This window comes from Dolichospermum sp. FACHB-1091 (genome assembly GCF_014697585.1).
Taxonomy (GTDB): Bacteria; Cyanobacteriota; Cyanobacteriia; order Cyanobacteriales; family Nostocaceae; genus Dolichospermum.
In genome coordinates this window covers 12,255-33,255 of sequence record NZ_JACJSB010000019.1, presented here as the reverse complement: position 1 = coordinate 33,255, position 21,001 = coordinate 12,255, and the positions used below count along the sequence as shown (strand labels likewise).

At 35.8% G+C, this 21,001-nt stretch carries 21 protein-coding genes and 1 other RNA gene; 9 read left to right on the top strand and 13 right to left on the bottom strand.

The genetic code is table 11. The features are described from left to right. Positions 1-39: 39 nt before the first annotated feature. The 4 genes from H6G25_RS13425 to H6G25_RS13410 all read right to left on the bottom strand — a co-directional run bounded on the left by H6G25_RS13425 (position 40) and on the right by H6G25_RS13410 (position 1,437). A complete protein-coding gene (locus tag H6G25_RS13425) occupies positions 40-462 on the bottom strand; it encodes a hypothetical protein (RefSeq protein WP_190392900.1) in 423 nt (140 codons plus the stop codon). A gap of 147 nt (positions 463-609) precedes the next feature. Beyond that, the gene (locus H6G25_RS13420) at positions 610-1,011 is read right to left on the bottom strand and encodes a phasin family protein (protein ID WP_190392899.1); all 402 of its coding nucleotides are present in this window, start codon (positions 1,009-1,011) and stop codon (positions 610-612) included. A gap of 25 nt (positions 1,012-1,036) precedes the next feature. Beyond that, positions 1,037-1,133: signal recognition particle sRNA small type (ffs, locus tag H6G25_RS13415), an RNA gene on the bottom strand. 37 nt (positions 1,134-1,170) lie between these two features. Next, positions 1,171-1,437, bottom strand: a complete 267-nt coding sequence (locus H6G25_RS13410; protein ID WP_190392898.1) for a YciI family protein — start codon at positions 1,435-1,437, stop codon at positions 1,171-1,173. A gap of 239 nt (positions 1,438-1,676) precedes the next feature. On the opposite strand from H6G25_RS13410, the gene H6G25_RS13405 reads away from it, so the two are divergent. After that, a complete protein-coding gene (locus H6G25_RS13405; protein ID WP_190392897.1) occupies positions 1,677-2,447 on the top strand; it encodes a peptidoglycan-binding protein in 771 nt (256 codons plus the stop codon). 75 nt (positions 2,448-2,522) lie between these two features. On the opposite strand, the gene H6G25_RS13400 is transcribed toward H6G25_RS13405, so the two are convergent. From H6G25_RS13400 to H6G25_RS13390, 3 genes are all read right to left on the bottom strand, one after another. Continuing rightward, on the bottom strand, positions 2,523-3,749 hold the full coding sequence (locus H6G25_RS13400; protein ID WP_190392947.1) for a ribulose bisphosphate carboxylase small subunit: 1,227 nt from the start codon (positions 3,747-3,749) through the stop codon (positions 2,523-2,525). Positions 3,750-3,780: 31 nt separating this feature from the next. Further along, complete coding sequence (locus H6G25_RS13395) at positions 3,781-4,776, bottom strand: zinc ABC transporter substrate-binding protein (protein ID WP_190392896.1); 996 nt, start codon at positions 4,774-4,776, stop codon at positions 3,781-3,783. 126 nt (positions 4,777-4,902) lie between these two features. Further along, positions 4,903-5,172: a hypothetical protein gene (locus H6G25_RS13390; protein WP_190392895.1), complete on the bottom strand. Its 270-nt coding sequence runs from the start codon at positions 5,170-5,172 to the stop codon at positions 4,903-4,905. A 226-nt stretch (positions 5,173-5,398) separates the two neighbouring features. On the opposite strand from H6G25_RS13390, the gene H6G25_RS21560 reads away from it, so the two are divergent. After that, positions 5,399-5,524, top strand: coding sequence for a hypothetical protein (locus tag H6G25_RS21560; protein ID WP_277881754.1), 126 nt, complete (start codon positions 5,399-5,401; stop codon positions 5,522-5,524). Positions 5,525-5,540: 16 nt separating this feature from the next. On the opposite strand, the gene H6G25_RS13385 is transcribed toward H6G25_RS21560, so the two are convergent. Beyond that, entirely contained in the window at positions 5,541-6,884 is a 1,344-nt protein-coding gene (locus H6G25_RS13385) for a Mur ligase family protein (protein WP_190392894.1), read from the bottom strand. 306 nt (positions 6,885-7,190) lie between these two features. Here H6G25_RS13385 and H6G25_RS13380 point away from each other — a divergent pair, with 306 nt between their 5' ends. Then, positions 7,191-7,784 carry a thylakoid membrane photosystem I accumulation factor gene (locus H6G25_RS13380; RefSeq protein ID WP_190392893.1) on the top strand — a complete coding sequence of 198 codons (594 nt, stop codon included), beginning with the start codon at positions 7,191-7,193 and terminating at the stop codon, positions 7,782-7,784. 90 nt (positions 7,785-7,874) lie between these two features. Next, positions 7,875-8,453, top strand: coding sequence for a protoporphyrinogen oxidase HemJ (gene hemJ / locus H6G25_RS13375; protein WP_190392892.1), 579 nt, complete (start codon positions 7,875-7,877; stop codon positions 8,451-8,453). Between the two features lie 65 nt (positions 8,454-8,518). Here the strand turns inward: hemJ and H6G25_RS13370 are convergent, their stop codons facing one another. Together H6G25_RS13370 and pyrF are read right to left on the bottom strand one after the other, a co-directional pair. Beyond that, positions 8,519-9,175 (bottom strand): hypothetical protein, encoded by a 657-nt coding sequence (locus tag H6G25_RS13370; protein WP_190392891.1) that lies wholly within the window; start codon positions 9,173-9,175, stop codon positions 8,519-8,521. A gap of 639 nt (positions 9,176-9,814) precedes the next feature. After that, on the bottom strand, positions 9,815-10,555 hold the full coding sequence (gene pyrF, locus H6G25_RS13365) for an orotidine-5'-phosphate decarboxylase (protein WP_190392946.1): 741 nt from the start codon (positions 10,553-10,555) through the stop codon (positions 9,815-9,817). 1,290 nt (positions 10,556-11,845) lie between these two features. Here pyrF and H6G25_RS13360 point away from each other — a divergent pair. From H6G25_RS13360 to H6G25_RS13350, 3 genes are all read left to right on the top strand, one after another. Further along, complete coding sequence (locus H6G25_RS13360; RefSeq protein WP_028088777.1) at positions 11,846-12,091, top strand: hypothetical protein; 246 nt, start codon at positions 11,846-11,848, stop codon at positions 12,089-12,091. A gap of 65 nt (positions 12,092-12,156) precedes the next feature. After that, complete coding sequence (locus H6G25_RS13355; RefSeq protein WP_168358109.1) at positions 12,157-12,537, top strand: papain fold toxin domain-containing protein; 381 nt, start codon at positions 12,157-12,159, stop codon at positions 12,535-12,537. 30 nt (positions 12,538-12,567) lie between these two features. Beyond that, positions 12,568-12,936 carry a hypothetical protein gene (locus H6G25_RS13350; RefSeq protein WP_190392890.1) on the top strand — a complete coding sequence of 123 codons (369 nt, stop codon included), beginning with the start codon at positions 12,568-12,570 and terminating at the stop codon, positions 12,934-12,936. A gap of 47 nt (positions 12,937-12,983) precedes the next feature. Here the strand turns inward: H6G25_RS13350 and H6G25_RS13345 are convergent, their stop codons facing one another. Continuing rightward, positions 12,984-15,269 carry an ATP-binding domain-containing protein gene (locus H6G25_RS13345; protein ID WP_190392889.1) on the bottom strand — a complete coding sequence of 762 codons (2,286 nt, stop codon included), beginning with the start codon at positions 15,267-15,269 and terminating at the stop codon, positions 12,984-12,986. Positions 15,270-15,443: 174 nt separating this feature from the next. On the opposite strand from H6G25_RS13345, the gene H6G25_RS13340 reads away from it, so the two are divergent. Then, complete coding sequence (locus H6G25_RS13340) at positions 15,444-16,820, top strand: ATP-binding protein (protein ID WP_190392888.1); 1,377 nt, start codon at positions 15,444-15,446, stop codon at positions 16,818-16,820. Between the two features lie 170 nt (positions 16,821-16,990). On the opposite strand, the gene H6G25_RS13335 is transcribed toward H6G25_RS13340, so the two are convergent. After that, entirely contained in the window at positions 16,991-17,611 is a 621-nt protein-coding gene (locus H6G25_RS13335) for a Uma2 family endonuclease (RefSeq protein WP_190392887.1), read from the bottom strand. A gap of 89 nt (positions 17,612-17,700) precedes the next feature. Beyond that, positions 17,701-18,897, bottom strand: coding sequence for a tyrosine--tRNA ligase (gene tyrS, locus H6G25_RS13330; RefSeq protein WP_190392945.1), 1,197 nt, complete (start codon positions 18,895-18,897; stop codon positions 17,701-17,703). Positions 18,898-19,053: 156 nt separating this feature from the next. Between tyrS and H6G25_RS13325 the strand changes: the two genes are divergently transcribed. Further along, positions 19,054-20,976, top strand: coding sequence for a PBP1A family penicillin-binding protein (locus H6G25_RS13325; RefSeq protein ID WP_190392886.1), 1,923 nt, complete (start codon positions 19,054-19,056; stop codon positions 20,974-20,976). Positions 20,977-21,001 lie beyond the last annotated feature (25 nt).

The following is a 21,001-nucleotide window of genomic DNA, read 5'->3' as shown; positions in this document are numbered from 1 at the left end:
TAACAGTTTTTAACATTTCTCCCCAGATTGATAGCTTAATTACTCAATTTGCTTTTCCCAGTCTGGACAATTCTGATCATCCCAACCATGGGGGTGCATAGCACAAACTAACAAGTTACCACCATAAACCTGTCCGTGATAATGGCTACAACCAATACAAGCCGCATTTTTTTCTATTGTAGCTTCTACTGCATAAGGAAAGCCGGGATCTACATCTTCACTGATGTCTTCTAGTTCCCAGTAAATTTCCAGAATTGGTTCGGCTAAGTCTTGTAAAAATTGTTCGCGCAACCTAACGAAGTTATCAACATCTGCTACATAAGTGCTTTCTACTTCTTCAGTAATTTCCTCTGCGAACTCAAAAAAAGCATCTACCATGTCATTCATTCCTAGGAAGAACTTCTCTACTTCATCAGCCACGGTTTCGATCATGTCTATTAAGTCTTTTTGCCACTGTTCCATAAACTTAAAGCCCTTACTGGCTAAAAACATGAAGCTTAACGCCATCAGGCTGGAATTGCTAGAGTACACGGTAAGTAATTACACTTAAAACCACTTCGGATATTCTGTGATTTTTTAGAATTGACTGTGGAGGTAAAAAATCGTTTTTTACGGTTCTCTTTGCAGCCTTTTTAACTCTTCCTGTAGTTCTCGCACTTGATCCCGCAGCTGATTTACATTATCGCCATGATCTTTATTTTCTTTTTTCGCCTCTTTCCCAGTTGCTTCTTCGTCATCCTCTAGGATATCTATGCGACGCGGTTCGGAAGGAGGTGTCTTTTGATACGCTTCTCCAGGTACTGAGTCATGTTGAGCTTGCTTCATCATATCCTCGACGAAGCGGCGAGCTTCTTCTGTGTTCATCTCGCCTTTAGCCACCATTTCATCTGCTAATTTTTGGACTTGCGATCGCAGTTCGGCTAATTTCCCCCCAGCCTTTTCACTGGCGTAGGAGGCTAACCCAACACCAAGATAAAAAGCTTTTTGTACAATATCTCCAAAACCAGGCATTGCTACTGAAAGCTCCTACAAGTAAGGCGACCCGGAGACTACGCCTACCACAAGCATCCCTTATTGCTGCTACCTTCCGGTCCTGACAAGGTTTGGGCGTTGAAGTTGCATAGATCCAGGTCTTTGACCATCATAACACGAAAATTCAGAATTTGTATATTATTCCAAAACAATTTCCCATTGAAATAGTTGATAATTGACACAATCGTTCTGTATCAAGGGGTCAGCGGTTACTATTGCCTGTGCTTCATCCATTGACTCAGCCTCAAATAACATCATACCACCACCTTTTTGCGCCCAATAACCTGTTTTGGCTTTGTGTCCCTTAGCAATTAATTGTTGTACGTAGGCTTTGTGGGCGGGTACATATTTGTCAAAGGTCGCCTTATCAACCTTACCAGTTTCAATTTTGACAAACCAAGGCATATATTTGGATCGGATTTTCAATTAGTAATTTTTCGTTGATCACAAAGTATCATTATTTATGATCATATTCCCGCCAATTTATATACTTTTATAATTTTGATAATTTATGTATTTTTTTGTAAAAATCGTTGTCATATCACATAGTCATACTGTACAATCAACTAAGTAAGGTCTCATTTTCAGTTAATCTCTGCTTTCAACTACGAAACTGATCAAACTAAAGTTACCAGGATACCGTTATGCCTAGTAAATTAAATCTCAACACTGGTGAAATCCTCAAACAAGGTGCAAATGGCGCAAAAGTTCAACAACTACAGGAAATCTTAAAAGCACTCAATTTCGATCCGGGGACAATAGATGGTGATTTTGGCAACAATACTGTCAAGGCTGTCAAACAGTTTCAGAGTCGAAATGGGCTTGAAGCAGATGGAATAGTCGGAAAAAATACCCAAAATCTTTTAAATAACGCTTTTGACCAATTAACAACAAATCCAGTACCATCCCCAACTCCTCAAACAAACGGTTTTGGTGGTGTCACCGGAAAACTACCACTTTCAGCAATTCCGCTGATCAAAAAATTTGAAGGTTGTTATTTAAAGGCTTATCCAGATCCCCGAACTGGTAATTTACCTATCACCATTGGTTGGGGTTCTACAAAAAAAAGAGATGGTAGTAACTGGAAATTAGGTGAAAGCATCACTCAACAAGAAGCAGATGATTTATTGATGCTTCAGCTAGAGAATAGCTATCTCCCACCTCTACAAAAAATTCCTGTTTGGAATGAGTTAAATGCTAACCAACAGGGTGCTTTATTAAGCTTTGGTTATAACTTGGGTGCTAATTTTTATGGTAATTCCCGTTTCCAAAGTATGACTAGAGTTTTGAGAGATAAAAAATGGGATGAAATTGAAGAAACTTTTCTAAAATACAGAAATCCTGGTAGCAATGTGGAAGTAGGATTAAGACGGAGAAGACAAGCAGAAGCTGACCTATTTTTAACTCCAGTTTAAGCCTACATTGCTATATTAAATTCAAGCCCTGTAGAGACGTTCCACGGAATGTCTCTACATTCAAAAAAATACCAATTACTTACTATGAGGACGTTGAATAATTGTTTCTACTACTCGTCGTTTTGCTTGTGGATCAATTCCTACTAAACGCACATATTCACCGCTATATTCAGATAAGCAAGATTCTAAATTAGAAATAGCGTCGGAATGTGCATCAATATTAAAAAAAGAACCGCAACTTTGCCAAGAACCTGTACGGAAACGTCTTTCATCAATGTGTTCAATGCCAATTTTATAACCTTGAGCTAAAATTTGTCGAACTTGTTCTTGAGTTTCTAAACTTAAATGATTGGCTTGATTATTGATAGGTTTACTAACTGGAACTTCGACAACGGGAGCAGCAACTTGATAACCTTTACCTCGATTTAAACGATTATATTCATCAACTAAATGGGAGTTTTCCACTCTTTTTTGTTCACTAACCATGAATTTACCCGACTCAATTAAATGAGAGAGAGTAAAATCTGGCTTTTTAAATGCTGGTGGTCCCTCCAAACTATTGACAACTCGCAAAGAGACATTTTCAAAACCGATTTGATGGATAAAATTACGAATTTGCTCATCATAAATTCGGGAACGCAAAGCACTAAAAAAGTCAATAGATTGTTGGGGAAAAGTATCAACTAATTGTGCAATTTCTTCTTGTGAAAGTCCATCTTCGGTAAAAATTCCCCCCACAATTCCTATTCTATCATCTCGGTTAGGTTCCCAATAAAATTTATCCATTCTCCCATCACGAATTAATGGTGCGTAGAGGGTAGAAAAATCATTTCCTGTGACAATAATCGGGACACGACATAAAGGATTTGAGTCATAACTTCCCGGTAATTGTACATCTGTGGGATTATCAGCAATATTCATCAATGTAGCATTTACTAATTGAGTATTTACTGTATACTGAGTTCCTTCGTCAAAACGTCCAGCACCCGCATCTAAATCATTAATCATCAGTACGCACATTTTCCCCCGGACTTTGATTAATTCTGCTGTTTCTCGATATCGTAACCGAATTAACCGCGCAGGATCTCCAGCGTCTGGACTTTCTAATTCTCCTCCAGATATTAAAGTTACCCCGATACCCATTTTTTCAAAAACTAACTCACATTGAAAGGATTTTCCTTCTCCTTTGCGGCCATGAATACCTAAAATTAGAGGAACTCGAATACCAGGAAGGTTTAAGAAGTTTTTGGTGATATGAACTGCAAGTTTATCAAGAAAACTAGGAGCAATATAGTAACTCATGGGACTTAGCGAGTGACGATTTATTAATTTATCATATATTTTTTTGGTAACGATAGTCAATTTTTAAATATGTTCCTCCGAGTCCTTCTACAATTATTCTTGTATTAGCAGCCATCATTTTTTGATAGGTTTCTCCGTCACTTCCCGGTTCACCTAGTCCATGAATATAAAGTGGTCTTTGAAAAACCTTGACTTTGGCTGCTATGGCTATAGATTTAAGTAAATTAGAGTTAATTGTTGTATCTGCGAAAATTGTTGGTACATTAGCTTTTTGAATATCCATAGCGAAATTTTCGACTTCTGTATATGTCAGCTTTTCGATATTTTTGATCTTAGCTAAATTTACTGAATATGGAATATTATAAGCCTTGACGTAATAAATCATTGCTGCATTGGAAGTGATTAACTTGCGATTTTTAGCAGGAATAGTATCTAGTCTTTTTTTAATCCAATTATCAATTTGATTCATTTCTTGGATGACTTTTTTAGTATTTTTACTATAGATATTTTTATTAGTTGGTGATAATTTAACTAAATTATTATTAATAATCTCTACCATTTTTATGGTATTATTAGGATTATGCCAAATATGGGGTTCTATAATTTGTTTAATTTTGATTGGATTTTTGACAGCACTTTCAGCAACAGCAATTTTTGTATAAGAGTTTGTATTTGTAGTAGATTTAATGATTTTCATTAAACCTGGTTCAAAATTATAACCATGATATAAAACTAAATCAGCACTTTCAATAACTCGACTATCTTCCGGTATGGGTTTATAGGTTAAGGGGTTCATACCGGGAGGAATTAAACATATCAGGTTAATTGTATTTCCCGCAACTTGTTTTGTTAAATCACAAATTACGCTATTAGTTGCTACTACTATGGGTAAGTTACTGTTAATAATAGTCGAATTTCTTTGATTATATATTGTACTAATATTTCTATTTCCACAGCCAAATAATCCTAAGATTAAACCGAAAATGGTGGTTTTTAATAAATGGGTAAATATTTTTTTTCCTAACATGATTTATTGTCGCTTATAAATATCTGCAAAGTTCCAGAATTTAAACTTACTTTTTCAGAGTTTGATTATCATATCAATTAATAAAGACACAGCAAATCTGTATCTTTATTAATTAGTCTAACTTAATTAAGCCCCAATCATAGGCAATTTACCTTGTAACTTATCTAAATTAGTCTGAACGCAATTAGCGCAACTACAACCAGTTTTTTCTATCACAGAATGTGTAATCTTATTTATTTGCGGTATTTTTAAATCAAGATTCGCTTGAGTAGATAATAACGCAATTGTATTTGCAGCGGGTGTAGCTTTCAAGGAAGCCTGTGCTGGGTTGACTAGTAATAGCAGAGATGCTAAAAATGCGGGAAAAGCAAGTAAAATCAGTTTGACTATTTTCATAATTGCTCGTGAAGTACAAAGTTTTTTAGTTTTAGGGAACAGGGAGGTTACAGGTTACAGGGAACAGGTTACAGGTTACAGGGAACAGGGAGGTTACAGGTTACAGGTTACAGGGAATAAATTGGTATGTAGTTCATTAGACTGGGAAACGATATAAACTTGTCAATTATTAACGTAAGTTGATAGTTAGGGAAAATGTCATAATCAGGATATCCAAGATTAAAGGATGAAAACAGAAAATTACCAATTACCAATTACCAATTACCCATTACCCATTACCCATTACCCATTACCCATTACCAATTACCTATTACCTATTACCTATTACCTATTACCAGCCTCAACTAGATAACTAGTAACTTGAGTTATCAGCGGATTTTCTTACCAGTTAATATTTCTCTTACTTCTAACATGGCCGAATAGGTGGGGAGAATGTGTAAAGTTTCATTTGCTGGTGTATGCTCCAGAGCAGTAGCGATCGCTTTGTGCAAATCTGACTCTACAATCAGGTTAATATTACTCTCCACAGATTCTTGACTATAAAGCAAACGTAAGGCCATATCATACACACGATCGCCACTCACAATCAAGGTTCCTCCTCTTGCTACCAACTTTTCCGTATCCACATCCCAAATCCATGATACATCAGTACCATCGGGGGTTCTGTCATTCAAGACCAATAAAGTAGTTTTATCGGTACTTTGAGTAACGACGCGAATAGTTTCGTTTGTACCTACGGGATTTTTAGATAATAGAATCCGTACTCGTTTACCGTCAATAAATAAATCTTCAGCGCGACCAAAAGCGGCTTGAAAATCGTTAATTGTATCTCTGATAATAACATCATCAATTCCTAATTCTTTTGCTGCTGTAACTGCGGCCAAAGTATTATATTTATTGTACAAACCGATAAGAATTTGTGGCCATTTGCGACTTACTAATGCGGGTTGACCTTTAGTAAAACCACAACTAGGACAAGTAAAATCTCCCAAGTGGGATAAATAAACCCCTTGATAGTCTAAAGCATGGCCGCATCTAGGACAATAGATAGAATCAACAGCGTGAGGAATAGCTTCTAAATAATTTTCTGGTTCATTTAAACCAAAAAATAAGATTCTTTGTGGTAACTGTTGACCCAAATATGATAAAGTTGGATCATCAGCATTGGGAATAACTACGGTTGTTTCTGGTAAGGTCGAAATTACCTTTGTCCACCGCTTACTAATACTATCTACTTCTCCATATCTATCTAATTGGTCGCGGAACAGATTTAAACAGAGAATAATTCGAGGTTGTAGCGGTTTCAAAACCTTGGGAACTATATTTTCATCAACTTCTAAAATTGCATAATCTATATTTAACTTTCCCAACAGATTAGCATTGTCTATTAAAGCAGTTGCTAAACCGTTTTCCAGATTCGCGCCTGTAGAATTATGGGCGATACGAAATCCCTTTCGTTGTAAAATGGTGCATAATAGTAAAGCCGTAGTAGTTTTTCCATTTGTTCCCGCAATAATAATTACTCCGTGTTTAACTTGCTGACTCAATAACTGCAAAATTCGGGGTTCTATACGTCGCGCAATAGCGCCTGGTAAAACACTAGCAGCACCAAGACGCAGTGACCTGACCAAAAATGTCACGCTTTTGGCTATTGATACCGCAAAACCCAAGGTAAGTCTACTGATAAATTTTATTTTTTTACCCACAGTCATGATTTATGAATAAGGTGATCATTGTCAAAAGCATTTGAAACTGTAAATTTAACTAACTATAACGATTTTGAATGAGTATGTGTATCCGTAGACATAACATCTTTATTTTCTCTTCCTCCATGATTTCTGGGTCTGGTGTGGTTCATTAAAAAAAATCAAATAGGATTATTATAGAGAAGATAACATCAAAAGGAGACAAGGAGACGGGAAACAGGGAAGCAAGAAAAGATGATTTTTTCAATGACAACTGACAACTGACCACTGACAACTGACAACTAACCAATGACAAATACAAGGTTTCTGTGAATGAATATCATAAAGTGGCTTTTTTTACAAACTCAAATAATTACTAACTGGAGACGGTTAGTATCTAAATGCTTATTACTACTTCCTTTGCTATTCATAATTAGTATACAGCCCGCAATGGCAGGTATTAAAGATGATCGTTATGATGGTAATATTTTTGTAATTTATGCTGGTAATGGTTCTTTAGTTCCTGCCAAAGAAACACTAGCACAGACGTTAGCAGAACACAAACCAGCCATAGTCACATTTTACATTGATGATAGTAGCGACTGCAAGAAATACGCCCAAGTTGTTTCCGAGGTACAAGCATTCTATGGACGCGCAGCGGAGATTATTCCTATCAGCGTTGATACCATTTTAGCTGACAAGACCTATCAACCGACAGAACCAGGATATTATTATTCAGGGGGTGTTCCTCAAGTTGTAGTTTTTGACCAGTCGGGTAAAGTAGTCTTGAACAAAAAAGGTCAAGTACCTTTTGAAGAAATAGACGACAAATTTAGAGAAATATTTGATTTATTACCCCGCACTGAGTCAGTCGAGTTAAAACCACGTTCTGCTAAACAGTTTAGTAGTCAGTTAGAAGATCAATAATAGTTCTTAATGTATCGCCATTCTCGACTAGAATTACCGTAACCTGGTATTAAGATCATTTGTAAGGCGATTAAGGCAGGTTAGGACATTATGGCTTATTCTTGGTTTAAAGCATTTCATATTATTGGCTTTGTGGTTTGGTTCGCGGGGTTATTTTACCTAGTACGGTTATTTATCTACCACGTTGAAGCCAACCAAGAACCAGAACCAGCAAGAACGATACTGAAAAACCAGTATCAAATCATGGAAAAGCGTCTTTATGATATTATAACTACCCCTGGGATGTTAGTAACAGTAGCGATGGCTATTGGTATCTTATCTACAAACATGGATATTTTACAAGAACCCTGGCTACATTTCAAATTAGCGTTTGTAGCTGTTTTAATTGGCTATCATCATTATTGTGGTAGACTCATGAAGCAGTTAGCAGCGAATGAATGTAAATGGAGTGGTCAAAGTTTACGCGCTTTGAATGAAGCACCAACGCTTTTACTAGTTGTAATTGTCATGTTGGCTATATTCAAGAACAACTTACCCACCGACATGACAGCCTGGTTAATTTTCGGTTTAGTGGTGTTCATGGCGGTGAGTATTCAACTTTACGCAAAAATCCGCAGACGCAATAAAGAGAAGCTGACAGCAGAATTAAATCAAATTCCCCAAGGGTAATACTATATTGATTTGCGCCTGGGTGGGAAACAAAAAACGATTTACCTGGAAATAGCTGTAACTACTTACTGTAATCGAACAGTTCCAGCTTGACAATCCCGTAACCATAGTTTAACACCTTGAGCGATCGCACCATAACTACTATTTCTGGGTGGTGCGATAGGAGGTTTAACTGGATACTCACTGGTTTGAGAAAACATCATCACCACACTCCAACCAGTGTTAGTTTTTGTCAAAAATAGCCTGTGAAATTCTTGTAATTCTACAGGTTTTTTATTGAGATATTTTCTCTCTAAGGTTGTAAAGAAAACCTGTTCTACTCCTTCTGTGTTATAGTTATTCCCATGATCAATACCAGGATTTAATGGTAAAGATTCAAACTCTGGTTTCCCCGCAGCCAATATATAGGAAAAAGTATCAACACTCCTTTTCAGACGACGCGCACGTTGGGTAACACGGTTAGCATAGCCAGGTAGATCTAACATTAATTGAGTTGTTAAAGTTTCTAAACTTTTTTGAGAACAGGAGTTAGTAACTTGGGGACTTACAGATTTAGGAGTGATACTTTTCGCAATTAGAGGATAATAAAATCCAGGAGCAATAAATAACCATAAATTACAGGCTATTAAATATAAGCACCAAAAACCAGGAGAGAAATTTACTTCATTCTTCCTTGTTCTTTTTTCCTCTTCAATTTCTAAACTCCAGTCAAGGTTTAGCATTGCTCGTTTTTGTCATCATATAAATTGTAAATAATAGCATTTCCCATCCTCACAGGTACAGGAATTAGGAAGGAAACGCAGATAAACACAGATAAACGCAGATGATTTTGTACCTCCACAACTTATTGAATAATTCCCACTCCCAAGAAAAGCCCAAAAAATACTATCAAAGGGGTTGACAATTGATTTTAAATTTGTTATCATGACCTTGATAAGGAAGAACTATCTTAATAATCGCGGGTTTCTTTATAGGTACAGGAATTAGGAAGGAAACGCAGATAAACGCAGATAAACGCAGATGATTTTGTACCTCCACAATTTAGCGAATAATTCCCACTCCCAATAAAAGCCCAAAAAATACTATCAAAGGGGTTGACAATTGATTTTGAATTTGTTATCATGACCTTGATAAGGAAGAACTATCTTAATAATCGCGGGTTTCTTTATAGCTACAGGAATTAGGAAGGAAACGCAGATAAACACAGATAAACGCAGATGATTTTGTACCTCCACAACTTAGCGAATAATTCCCACTCCCAAGAAAAGCCCAAAAAATACTATCAAAGGGGTTGACAATTGATTTTAAATTTGTTATCATGATTTTGATAAGGAAGAACTATCTTAATAACCAAAGTTTTTTTAGTCAAGAGGTCTTTGGTTTTTGGTGGGAAAAGTATTTAACTCCTCAACAACCAGATTCCAGGCTAACTCAGGTTCAGCAGCCGCAGTAATAGGACGACCGATAACGAGATAATCTGCACCCGCTGTGATAGCTTGGGAAGGAGTGAGCGATCGCTTTTGATCGCCTTTATCAGACCAAGTAGGCCGCACCCCTGGACAAACGAGCAAAAAGTCATTTTTACAAGTTTCTCTTAATTGTTGCACCTCCTGGGGAGAACAAACCGCCCCATTCAACCCTGACTTTTCAGCTAAAAGTGCCATTTCCAGAGCAAATTCTGGTAATTCCAGGGGAATTTTCAAATCAAACGCCAATTGTCGTGGGGAAATACTGGTTAACAACGTAATAGCGATTAATTGCGGAGGTTTTGTTCCGGCTTTTTCCGCTCCAATTTCCACAGCTTCCGCAGCCGCTTTGAGAGCATCACTACCACAAGTTGCGTGAATTGTCAATAAATCCACCCCATAACCAGCAGCAGCGCGACAAGCACCAGCGACAGTGTTGGGGATATCGTGAAATTTCAAGTCGAGGAAAATACGTTTTTCTTGAGATTTGAGGATATCGAGAATTTTCGGACCTGTGCTGGTAAACAACTCCAAACCAACTTTCCAGAAAGTGACTTGAGGAAGTTTATTAATGAGAGCGATCGCGCTTTCTAAATCTGGTACATCTAAAGGTACAATAATTTTTTCAGCATTCATAATTCTGGTTATTACTTGAATACCTTGTCCATTTTCTGTAGGTTGGGTTAAGCGACAGCGCAACCCAACGCTCATGTTGGGTTATGGCTTCGCCACACTTCGTGAACATGCTTCAACCCAACCTACAAATCAAGGCTTTTTCAATATAGACAAGGTATTGTTACTTATTACATAATATCTAATTCGTTATACTCCGATATTGATGTTTATGATCGCTACTTTTCACTAGGTTAGAAAAATAGTTGTGTATTCATATGATTAAATTTACTCAAGCAAATATTAGCGACAGCGCAACCCAACGCTCATGTTGGGTTATGGCTTCGCCACACTTCGTGAACATGCTTCAACCCAACCTACAAATCAAGGCTTTTTTCAATATAGACAAGGTATTGTTACTTATTACATAATATCTAATTCATTATACTCCGATATTGATGTTTATGATCGCTACTTTTCACTAGGTTAGAAAAATGGTTGTGTATTCATACGATTAAATTTACTCAAGCAAATATTAGCGACAGCGCAACCCAACGCTCATGTTGGGTTATGGCTTCGCCACACTTCGTGAACATGCTTCAACCCAACCTACAAATCAAGGCTTTTTTCAATATAGACAAGGTATTGTTACTTATTACATAATATCCAATTCATTATACTCCGATATTGATGTTTATGATCGCTACTTTTCACTAGGTTAGAAAAATGGTTGTGTATTCATACGATTAAATTTACTCAAGCGAAGATTGAAGTCTTTAATCAAATATGAATACTATAGCAATCCTAAATTAGTTATCAAAGAAGTCGGTGATCTGCTATATATAATTCAATACAGCATAAATTTAACTTTGAACCTCGGTTTTTTCTTAATTTATAAGTTAAAGTTATTGACATTACAAAAATAGTTTAAATATTAATATCATCGAAAAATTAACAGAACTTCATATTTATATTTTCTTAATATTTTATTGAGAATAATTTCTATTTATCAACGATCTTGCAATAGTTTCAGCGATTTGGTAAAATTTCAAAATCTAGGCGTAGTATGTCAATTTTTTAAAATTGCAGGAAGTAGAATCTGGAAATCCTTTATTTACAGGTATTTGAGAAATAGGGAAAGTGAGGACGGGGAAAATATTCAGGAGTGATAAAGAATTTTTGGGACAAATTTAGAAATAGCTTGATGTAGTTTTGTAAAGCAAAGTCAAAGGGGGGTTGACAAAATAGACAGTTTATGATATGGCGATTAGCAAAAATATTTGCTAATATATCGTATCTATTTGAGGTCAAACAATGAAAGCTTTTGAAGTCATGGGAAAATTTGATGAAAAAGGTCAATTATTATTAGATAAACCTTTAGAAATTCATGCACTTAAACAAGTCAGAGTCATTATCCTTGTACCAGATGAAACTGAATCTGATTCTGATGATACCTCTGTTATGGAAATTAAAGCAAGTTTAAAAACAGCATTACAAGAAGCGAAAGCAGGAAAAAGAATACCTTTAGAAAAAATGTGGGAAGGAATTGATGCAGAATGATTCTTTTTTAATTAATATTGATTTAACTCCTGAATATCAATTGTGGTATATTTTAAATAAAATAAATGAAGTATTTAACACTAAAACAAAAGCAAGATTTAGTAGAAATAGCTGACAGTTATCCTAATTTACAATGTGTTCAATGTGCTTTAGCTATAAAAAACTATTTACAACTGGCAAGAATCCCAGGTAAACTAATTAAAATTAATACACAAGCAGATTTAGATTATCGTAATTGTTTTCTTTATGATGATAGTATTGGAGGTGATGCTATTTCAGAAACAGGATACCATGAAGGAATTATAGTTATAATAGATGGGATGGAAATTGTTTTTGACAATCATCATCCTCAAGGAATAGCAAAAGTAGAATGGTTAGGTAATTTTCAATTTTTTGGTAAAATTCATTTAGGACAAGAATTAATAGTTACTGAAGAAAACTTTTAAGAAATATTCAGGAGAATTGAGGAGAAGATTATGCTAGATGTAACTACCACTAATGGTAATAAAAATAGTCAAGAATATCTCTATGACTTATTAACCAGAATTAAACAACGCCCAGGAATGTATTTAGGAAAAGTATCTATAACTCGGTTAAAAATGTTATTAATGGGGTATAGTATGTCCAGAGGTGAGTTAGGTTTACAACTAACACAACAGGAAAAACAATTTGCTCAATTTCAGAAATGGATACAAGGGAAATATCAAATTAATTCTGCTGAAGGTTGGGAAAGTATTATTTTGTCTCAAGTAGAGGATGAAAAATTAGCTTTTGATTTATTTTTTCAGTTATGGGAACAGTTTAAGAATCAAGTTACAAGTATTGATCATGTTGTCAAAATTTGATATCAATGTTGGGTTTCGTTTCCTCAACCCAACCTACTTGTTAACAATTAAAGATTTTGTTCATCTTCTTCAGTTAAATCATCATTAGCATCTTGAGATGGTGTCACTCCTTTAAGAGTAAAAGTAAAAGTATTACCTTGTGCAATTACTTTATTTACCTCTTCATAGAAAGGATAATCACCAATACCGCTAATATCAACCCAGCCACGAGAGCGAGTTAAAGCGACAAATAATTGATTTCGTAATTTTGTATCGCTTTCGTTTTTAGCAATGTTATCTAACCCCACTAGATAAACCATATCTGCTTCATTTCCCTTAGTTCGATCAATTCGGGAAATAGTTACACCACCATCATACCAGAATAAATCAGGATTATTATTAGGCCATTTAGGATTAGTATCATTTAATTCTAATGAGCTAGGAATATAAATATCAATTCCATGCTCCATTAAGAAATTAGCAACTTGTCTTTCTAAGTTATTACCATCATAAGAAGGGGGAGTGGTATAACCTAATACAATCACTAAAATGTTTTTATGAGGCTTTAATTTATCATTGTATAAATTAGATTCAATTTTTTCTAATAATGCCAGAAGTTCATCTTTTCGAGAATTGTATGTTTCAAACTTAATAACTGGATGATTAGAAAGACTAGGAACAGGATTAGGTGAATTTTCTGGAGGTCTGGTAATGGTTATTGGAGTATTTAGTTTTCTGAAATCCCCTTCTAACACTTCAAAACCAATAGATTGTAAGTTCTTTTTTGTCATCAATTCAATTTTCGATCTGGGAATTCCTTCTTTTGATAAGAAACCAGTACCAAGAGCAAAAGCAGCAGTTAAAATAGCTCCGGGAGTACGGTAGCAACGTTCCATATCATGAGCTTTACGAATACCCCCTGGATAAATACCACCTCCACTACCACCTAAAATGCTACTAAGCTTCTTACCAAATACTTCTTCTGCTCCTGGTGCAACTGCTCCTGTAGAATGTATAGTTTGCGCTTCATCATAAGCCCAAATCAAACGTTTTTGCTCAGGTTTATCCTCACTAACAGATTTTAATGATTGATATGCTAACCAATAAATTGACTGTTTTTTGTCACCATCCTCTGCTGTAAATTTAAGATCATCTTCAGTCATTAAATCCTGACCTTCATCAAGAACTAAAGCATCAAAAATAGGTTTAAATTTTGGCTTTTGCTGCAAAAAGTTTCGACAACCATAGGCTAATGCATCATTAGGAACTTTTTCTCCTGTATCACCTGGATTTAACCTTGTTACCCTTTCGATTCTACAAATTTCACCATATAAACCATCTCTATCTCTTGCACCCCAAGCATGAAGAACTCTTAAATTGGAATTAGGTAAATTCTGATATTTAATTTCTCCATTGGTAAAATGACTTATCCATAACTTAAATAACGCTTCAATTTGGTCATATAAACTACGAGTAAAGAAAACAAAAGCTACTTTCCATTCAGGATGTTTCAGGTGCATAATTACTGCTTTTTGAGTAAAAAGAACAGTTTTTCCTGAGCCGGCAATTCCTCTTACTCGTTGGGGACCGGGCGGAACAGATTTACCGATCCATTCCTGTTTAATATCCCATTCATACATAAGTTTTTGAGCATCTGCTAATATATTGTAACAACTTTGATTATCAGCAGATTCGATCTTCTCTAAAAACTTACGCAGAATAGATGTTCCACTTATGACACTTAGAAGAGATTTGTATTGACTATCATTTAATGATTCGCCTGTAATCGCCGCCTGAGCTTTTTCTATACGGTTTCTCAAGCCAACTTCACCCAGTTGATTATTAAATATAAATGGTGTACCCTCTTCTGTTCCCGTCCATCCTTTTTCTTCCCATTGTTTTGTACTAATATTGGGAAAAGCAATTAAAGTACGTCCAATTATTTTTTGTTGAATATCTGATTCTGGACTTTTAATAGGTTCTTGATCACAATATTTACGCAATACTTGAACATATTGAGAAATATTTGCCAGAGAATAATTTTGTTGTAGAGTATTATCTAGAAACTGGATATAGTTATCATTAACTGATGTGATTTGTTCAATATTTACAGGACAAACTTCTATGACAATAATGCCCCACTGTTGATCAACAATAAGTATATCTGGTTCTTTGCGGCGATCGCCAACTTGCAGAAAAAGAGGATAACGCCAATACCCTATACTGGACTGACGACTAGGAGAAAATGCTGCTCTGACTGCATCCCAAACTTTTTGATAACCAGCATCATTATTTGGTGCAATAGCTTCTGTAGTAATGAAACGCGGTAAATTTCCTCTAGCTTTTGTAGTCATTGTATTTGTTGTTTATGTGTAGATTAATTATTTATACTATATTTTTAAGTCTTGTAGATACGGATTTATACGGTTGTTTTATTACAAAATATTAAGAAAAAAACCGGAAAAGATCGGAAAAAATTGAATAATATTCATCTATAATGGTTACAACCTTTACAATGTATAGCTTGTATGAATGTAAACGAAGTTGTAACATTTGTTGATAAGATAGTCTTTGAAAAAACTGGCAAGCATTTAGACGACGTTCAAGCTGCTGTAGTTCAGGGAACATGGGAAAGACGAACCTATGATGATATTGCACAAGAATGTAATGTTACTAAAAATCATGTCGGAGATATAGGTGCTGAATTATGGCAACTTTTATCTCAAGCATTAAATGAAGATATTAAAAAAACTAATTTCCGTTCTACATTAGAAAGGGGATATATTAAATCATTTGAAAATTCTAATATTTATAATATAAATGGTAATAACAATTATTTTTATTATCCACAAACCTTAAATCATTCTCATCAAAAAACTCAAGAAACTAATATAAATACTCAATCTAAATTATCTCATCACGATTTAACTCTAGCACCCCAAATCATCAAGTTTCATAACAGAGAAAAAGAACTACAAACCCTTACCCATTGGATATTAAACCAAACTACTAATTTAATCTCCATCTTAGGATTATCCGGTATTGGTAAAACCACCCTCGTTAAAAGATTTATAGACTTACATCAACAAAAGTTTGAAGTTATTATTTGGAGAAGTTTAAAATTTCCCAAATCCCTAAATTTACTAATTAACGACTTATTAAATACTTGTCAACAAGAACCCAAAGCAACTATAAATGATAAATTAAAACAATTATTTGATATTCTCACAAATAAAAAATGCTTAATTATTCTTGATGATGTACAAAATATCTTTACTCCTCATCAATTTGCGGGAAAATATCAACCAGAATATCAAGACTATCAAACCTTATTCAAAATGATTACAGAAACCCAACATCAAAGTCATGTAATCTTAATCAGTCAAGAACAATGTCCAGAAATGGAATCTTTAGATGAAGAATTATATCCTATCAAATCTTTAGAACTATCAGGACTAGAAAATATAGATATTCTCAAAAATACCGGATTAAAAGATGAAGATACTTGGTTAAATTTAATGATATTATATACAGGTCATCCATTGTTTCTAAAAACTATTACCATCTCAATTAAAAAGATTTTTAATGGTAAAGTTAGTGAATTTTTAGCAGAAAATGAATTAGTAATTACTCAAGAAATGCAATCTTTATTTAGCCAAATATTTAACAAAATATCACCCATTGAACAACAGATTATTTTAGCATTGAGTAAATGTAATCAACCTGTATCTAGAGAATATCTAAAAATTACCTTAGAATTATCTTCTACTAATTTTATTAATGGGTTAGAATCTCTACAAAAAAGGTATTTAATTCAGAAAATTACAGGGGATAACATATTGTTTGATTTATCTCCTATTTTCAGGGAATATGTCAGAAATTTTTGTCAAGATTACAGGACTTAAGCAAAATATTCCTCAAACCCTCATTTCTCTGTGTTCTCTGTGCCTCTGTGGTTCGTTATTCAGTGAATCGTGGGTAAGTCCTAGATTAGTCAAAATTAATTTATAGCTGTTTAGATAATGTTTGGGGAATAAATCTGCAAATATCTTGATTGAAAAATTGTAATTTAAACCTACATCATACCAGCTTTTAAAATCTGATTTGCAGTTAAATTTAATTCAGGAAAAGTTTGAGAAATAACCTGTTCATCATCTCTAAATTTACTGATTTGATATTCTCCATCTACCAAATTACAAACAGAAATAGTAGGTTGTTTAGGATTACCAATAAAATTACGTCCTCCTAAAGCTGCATAATCTATAATCCAATATTCAGCAATACCCATTTCCTCATAATCAGCATACTTTAAATGGTAATCATCACGCCAATTAGTGGAAACAATTTCGATGATTAAAGCTATGGAAGCACCATGACTAATAACTGATTGTTTTTTCCATAATTGTTCATTAGCTAAATTGGCACGATTTAAAACCAACAAATCGGGAAAATAACCAGAATCTTTACCTTCTGGTCTAACTATAACTTGATTAGGTATCACATAAGATAATCCCATTCGTTTAATTTCAAAGGGAATTTCCACACCTAAAAACCCTTTAACTTCTTCATGATCTCCCACTGGTTGCGCCATTTTAACAATTTTTCCATGATGTAATTCATAACGTATATCGGAATTGTCAGGAAGCGAGTTAACAAATTCCTCAAAGGTAACAATTTTAGTTAAGGTTTGAATCATGACTTTGAACAATTATTAATGATGAAAACATTATAACAGCCGTCAGCAGTCAGTTTTTTTATTTTAAGCTGATAGCTGATAGCTGATAGCTACTTTACTAACCGTATAAAATTCTTCTTACCCACCTGTAACACCTTATTATATAAATCATCAGGCTGAGAAAAACTTACATCCGCATCAGTAATCTTATCACCATCTATTCTCACTCCACCTTCCTGAATTTTCCGTTTACCTTCGGCGGTACTTTTACATAAACCAGTAGCACCCAAAATAAAGGCTAATTTCGCAGGGAATTGAGGAATAACAGCCACAGAATACTCCGGTAATGTTCCCTCCCTTCCACCACTTTTAGCAGCCTCTCTAGCCTCATTAGCTGCCGCTTCACCGTGATATTGACGCACCACTTCCCAGGCTAAATACTCCTGGCGATCGCGTGGGTTTTGTGGCAAACTATCTAAAGGTAGATCTGTCAGCAATTCAAAATACTGTGAGAGTAAATTATCTGGTACACCTTGGAGTTTTTGATACTTTTGTGAAGGATGTTCACCCAAACCAACATAATTACCTAAAGACTTCGACATTTTTTGTACACCATCAGTCCCAATCAAAATTGGTAATAACAGTCCAAACTGCGGTTTTAAACCAAAATGACGTTGTAGATCTCGACCGACAGCGATGTTAAATTTTTGATCAGTTCCCCCTAATTCTACATCAGCTTCCACAGCCACAGAATCATAACCTTGCATCAGTGGATACAGGAACTCATGGAGAAAAATAGGATTCTCTTGTTTATAACGTTCTGCAAAACCTTCCTTAGCTAACATTTGTCCTACAGTCATGGTAGAAAGTAGCTCTAAAGTTTTTCCTAAATCCATCTGGGAAAGCCATTGAGAGTTATAACGTACCTCCAACCGACCAGGGGTATCAAAATCTAAAATAGGACGTACCTGGTCAAGGTAAGTTTGAGCATTTCGTGTCACATCAGCCTCCGTTAGCTGACGACGCACCTCAGATTTACCAGTAGGATCACCAATTCGCGCCGTAAAATCCCCAATAATCAGTACCGCCGTATGACCAGCATCTTGAAAAGCCCGCAATTTCCGCACAGGTATACTATGACCAAGATGAATATCTGCCCCCGTAGGGTCAATACCTAGTTTAATTCTTAAAGGACGGTCAGAATTAAGTAACCGTTTTTCCAGACTTTCCGTGTCATGATCATCGTTATGGGGTTGAGGAAAAATTTCTGCCACACCACGATGCAACCAAGAGAAATTTTGCGTCATACTAAGAAATTCGCCATTAAATATACTTTCGACTGTAAAAGTTAGGGTTGTCATCCCTGCTCTGTTTTGCCAGATTACTATAATTACAAAAAATTAACCGTCTTTTGCCATTTAATGAATTACATTTAAATTTACCAGTGAGGAAGTGAGATAGCCGTGTCATCCAGGACTTTTGATAACAAACAACCACAACAGCAGGATTCATCTGAATTTGAGTTTTTTAAAGGAGTCGGTCAGATAACTGGGGGTACTCTCCTATTTATAACACTCCTGTCAAGCTCCATTATAGCGGGGACACTAGTTGGTTTAGCCATTAGTTTCCGTAATTTACCAGATGTTAGACAAATTAAAAACTTTTTTCCTTCAGAAACAACTTACATATACGATATAAAAGGTAAACTTTTAACCAGTATCCACGGAGAAGCTAACCGAGAAGTAGTACCATTGGATAGAATTTCCCCCAACCTCAAACGCGCAGTTTTGGCCAGTGAAGATGGTCACTTTTACGATCATCATGGGATTAATCCTAGTGGAGTTGGCCGTGCTGTGGTAGTCAACATGGTAGCAGGTGGTGTCAAAGAAGGTGGTTCTACCATCACCATGCAATTGGTGAAAAACCTGTTTTTGTCGCAAAAACGGGCTTTTACGCGGAAATTAGCCGAGGCTGTACTAGCAATTCGTTTAGAGCAAATTCTCAGTAAAGACGAGATTCTGGAAATGTACCTCAATCAAGTTTATTGGGGTCATAACAACTACGGTGTGCAAACAGCAGCCCGCAGTTATTTTAACAAATCAGCAGAATATTTAACTTTAGGTGAATCAGCCATGATGGCTGGTTTAATCCAAGCACCAGAAGAGTTTAGCCCTTTTGCCAGCATGAAAATGGCCAAACAGAAACAAAAAGAAGTTTTGGGGCGGATGATAGAGTTAAATTGGATTACCCAAAAAGAAAAGGATGATGCCTTAAAAGAAGAAATTAAACTTGGTAAAATCAGGTCTTTTCAAGGTAGCGCCCTACCTTATATTACCGATACAGTAGCCCAAGAGTTGCGGAAAAAATTTGGCCGGGAAGCCCTGCTCAAAGGAGGAATGCGCGTACAAACTACTGTTGATGCTAAATTCCAAGCCATGGCCGAAGAAACCATTAAAGAATGGCACCAAAAGCTTCAGTCCCAAGGGTTATCTAAGAATCAAATGGCCTTGGTGGCAATTGATCCTCGGACGCATTTTGTTAAAGCTCTAGTTGGTGGTGTAGATTATAAAACCAGTGAATTTAATCGAGCTACCCAAGCGCAACGTCAACCAGGTTCTTCATTTAAGCCTTTTGTTTACTATGCTGCCTTTGCTACTGGTAAATATGCACCGGATACCACAGTCATAGATGCTCCAGTCAGCTACCAAGATGGTAACGGTCGGTACTATCCAAAAAACTATGATGGTAGTTTTGCCGGAGCAATGTCAATTCGCGCAGCCTTAGCTACTTCTCGGAACATCCCAGTGATTAAACTTGGTAAAGCGGTGGGAATGAATAAAGTCATTGAAACCTGCCGGACTTTGGGTATTATGAGTCCAATGGAACCCGTTACCTCTCTGCCTTTAGGTGCTATTGGTGTCACTCCTCTAGAAATTGCTAGTGCTTATGCTACCTTTGCTAATTATGGCTGGCAATCACCACCTACCGTAATTGTCCGCATTACAGATAGTGCTGGTAATGTCATTCTCGATAATACACCTAAACCTAAACAAGTTCTCGATTCTTGGGCATCAGCGGCAACTATTGATATTATGACTTCGGTAATTACTGAAGGTACGGGTAAAAATGCCGCCATAAATAGACCAGCGGCGGGGAAAACCGGAACTACATCCTCAGAAAAGGATATTTGGTTTGTGGGTACTGTGCCACAACTAACTACTGCGGTTTGGGTAGGTAGGGACGACAACAGACAACTAGCACGTGGGGCAACTGGTGGGGTAATGGTAGCCCCTATTTGGCGCGATTTTATGGTAAAAGCACTTAAAGATGTGCCTGTAGAGAAGTTTAAGTCTCCCTCTCAGTTCCCACGTCCTAAGTCAAATTAATAGGTTAGTTATCAGGTGACAGTTG